Source organism: Stieleria sp., from assembly GCF_041595215.1.
GTDB lineage: Bacteria > Planctomycetota > Planctomycetia > Pirellulales > Pirellulaceae > Stieleria > Stieleria magnilauensis.
In genome coordinates this window covers 1-2,249 of the sequence record NZ_JBFHKV010001255.1, presented here as the reverse complement: position 1 = coordinate 2,249, position 2,249 = coordinate 1, and the positions used below count along the sequence as shown (strand labels likewise).

2 protein-coding genes and 1 pseudogene are annotated in these 2,249 nt (G+C 58.0%); all 3 read right to left on the bottom strand.

The genetic code is table 11. The features are described 5' to 3' along the window. Positions 1-195, bottom strand: a pseudogene (locus ABX749_RS30285) (hypothetical protein); the annotation flags it as partial. A 245-nt stretch (positions 196-440) separates the two neighbouring features. Further along, positions 441-632, bottom strand: a complete 192-nt coding sequence (locus tag ABX749_RS30280; RefSeq protein WP_145209620.1) for a hypothetical protein — start codon at positions 630-632, stop codon at positions 441-443. A gap of 29 nt (positions 633-661) precedes the next feature. Beyond that, positions 662-1,915: a DUF1559 domain-containing protein gene (locus ABX749_RS30275; RefSeq protein WP_372899319.1), complete on the bottom strand. Its 1,254-nt coding sequence runs from the start codon at positions 1,913-1,915 to the stop codon at positions 662-664. Positions 1,916-2,249: the final 334 nt, after the last annotated feature.

Sequence of the window (2,249 nt, the reverse complement as noted above, 5' to 3'; positions counted from 1 at the left end):
TCCCGAATCTTCCAGGTACTTCTTGGTCATCATCGTCGTCTGGGGCCAAGCGGTGTGATTGTTCTGGCCGTCGATGATCAGCGCCCGCAGTTTTGCATCGGCTGCGCCCGCCTGGCTGAGGAATCCCGGAAGGGCGGCGATGACAAAGACGGGCAACAGTGCAACGCTGATCGCGCGGCGAGTGACTCGATTCATGATGGTGATGGCGTACGTAAAAAGGTTAAACGGTGGAAAAAAGAGTGGACGGATCAAACGGGAGAGGTGCGACGATCACCAGCGGGTTCGCGCCGGCATCGATGATTGCCGCGCGACCATTGTAGCTTGGCGCGATCCCAGACGTTGCCGGCCAACGATGGCTCCTGCAAAGAAAAAAGCCCCTCGCGATCGCTCGCGAAGGGCTTTGCTGGTCAGCAACGGGTGCTGTCTCGGTTGACACCGATCTATTCGGCCGCATCCTCGTCCGGCTCGGCGTCGTTTTGAACGTTTGCGTCTTCGGCGATCATTCGTTCGTAATCCGCAAACGCTTGCTCGTCGGCGTTCTGCATCACATTGGACGGTTGTGGATCACCACATCCGGCCAACGGCAACGTCAAGCCGACGAAGCAAACGAGCCATGAAAACCGCTTTCTCATTGCAATCATCCTGTGGTTGATCGGGAACGTTACTGATTGAGTTGTTCTTCAATCGTTTCGTTGCTCGCTCGGGTTCCCAGTGCACCCCACAATCCGTAGGGGCTGATGTTGCCGGGCGATTGCCCACCGGTACCGTTTCGCCAAACCATTCCGGCTCGACTGTTTCCGGCTTCGACCGAATCGGTCATGAACACCACCGCTCCGTCTCCCATCAGGATGTGAGCCCCGCCCTGGTGGCGACTGCTCGGAGGCGCGAGGAACGTGCCCCCGGGATTCCGTTGGGCGCAGATTTCTGAGTTGGGCGGCAGAATGGTGTGCATCGATGTCATCTCGACGCGGTGATCGGCCCAGCGGAATCCGCGCCCGTTGGTACGGTTCATCATCCGCAGGTTGGGCTCCCAGAATCGTGGACGATCGGGATCGAGGTAGCCCTGATCTTCGCACCATTTCGGATTGTCACGAATGAAGGCCCAGGCTTGGGTTGATTCGTGGTCGGCCAAGGTCCGTTTGTCCCGGTCACCCAAATCGGTCGCGATTTCGCCCATCGCGATGGTGTTGGACAAGCCATCGATCACGTCACGGAACTTGGCCCGTTTGTGTTGGACAAACATGCCGCGGTCGGCGGCCTGAGAGTGTCGCATCCAGCCGCTGGTTTCGGGGTACGATCCGTCCTCGGGCCTGGGGAATTGTCGCCCACCGCGAATCGACCAATAGCAGGAATCACCAAGATTGACGGCATAGTTGGTCCGTCCCAACGCCGGCAAGCCGACGCCCGGGTCACTCGGGCAACGCAGGGTCGGAACCTCCGTCGACCAAGGGATGTACCTCGCCTGGCTGGGCACAGGCCCCATCGCCGGCCAAGGCGGATTGTAAACCACCGACGGGTCGATGGCGTCTTTGTTGTTGGGGTTGGAGATTTGGTCCCAGATCCCTTGTTGTTCCATGAAGGGCGTCAAACCGACCAGGGCACTCAACCGCCAGGAGTTGGAGTGGGAATAGTTTCGCCACCAGTCGTGGGTGGGACCGGACTGGCCGAACGATGGGGCAAAGGATGTCCCACCACTGGTCGTTCCCACGCCGTGCATCGGCAATTCTTTGTAAGCCGCGTGGTAATTGTGCACGGCAATGCCGATTTGCCGAAAGTTGTTGCTGCAGCTCATTCGCCGAGCTGCTTCGCGGGCTGCTTGAACCGCTGGCAGCAGCAGTCCGACCAAAATGCCAATGATGGCGATGACCACCAAAAGCTCCACAAGTGTGAAGCCAGATCTCACATGCCGTTTCATGTGAACCTCCAAAAAGAACAAGGGAAAAGAGAACGGGTACGTCTCCAATCTATTCCTTTTAGGGGCGGTTCTACCGTCTAAAAGTCTGGGTTAATGCGAAAGAGTCCCGCGCTTATGGAAAATCGGTCATGATTTGGCAATAGTCCCGCGACAGGTTGCAGATCTCGTGAGCAACTGCCAAGCGGGGATTCCTGTGCGTTGAAATCCTTCAGCGACGGTGTGAAGCATTTTTTAGCGGTAGGGCGCGAGCCCTCCGGTGTTTCGGGAACGATGAGGGACCGGAGGGCTTGCGCCCAATACCGCTAACAACACGAAAAACGCTGGGGATAAATGC

Coding starts and splice junctions, on each gene's coding strand:
- ABX749_RS30280 (WP_145209620.1), bottom strand. CDS start 632: ATGAGAAAGCGGTTTTCATGGCTCGTTTGCTTCGTCGGCTTGACGTTG.
- ABX749_RS30275 (WP_372899319.1), bottom strand. CDS start 1,915: ATGAAACGGCATGTGAGATCTGGCTTCACACTTGTGGAGCTTTTGGTG.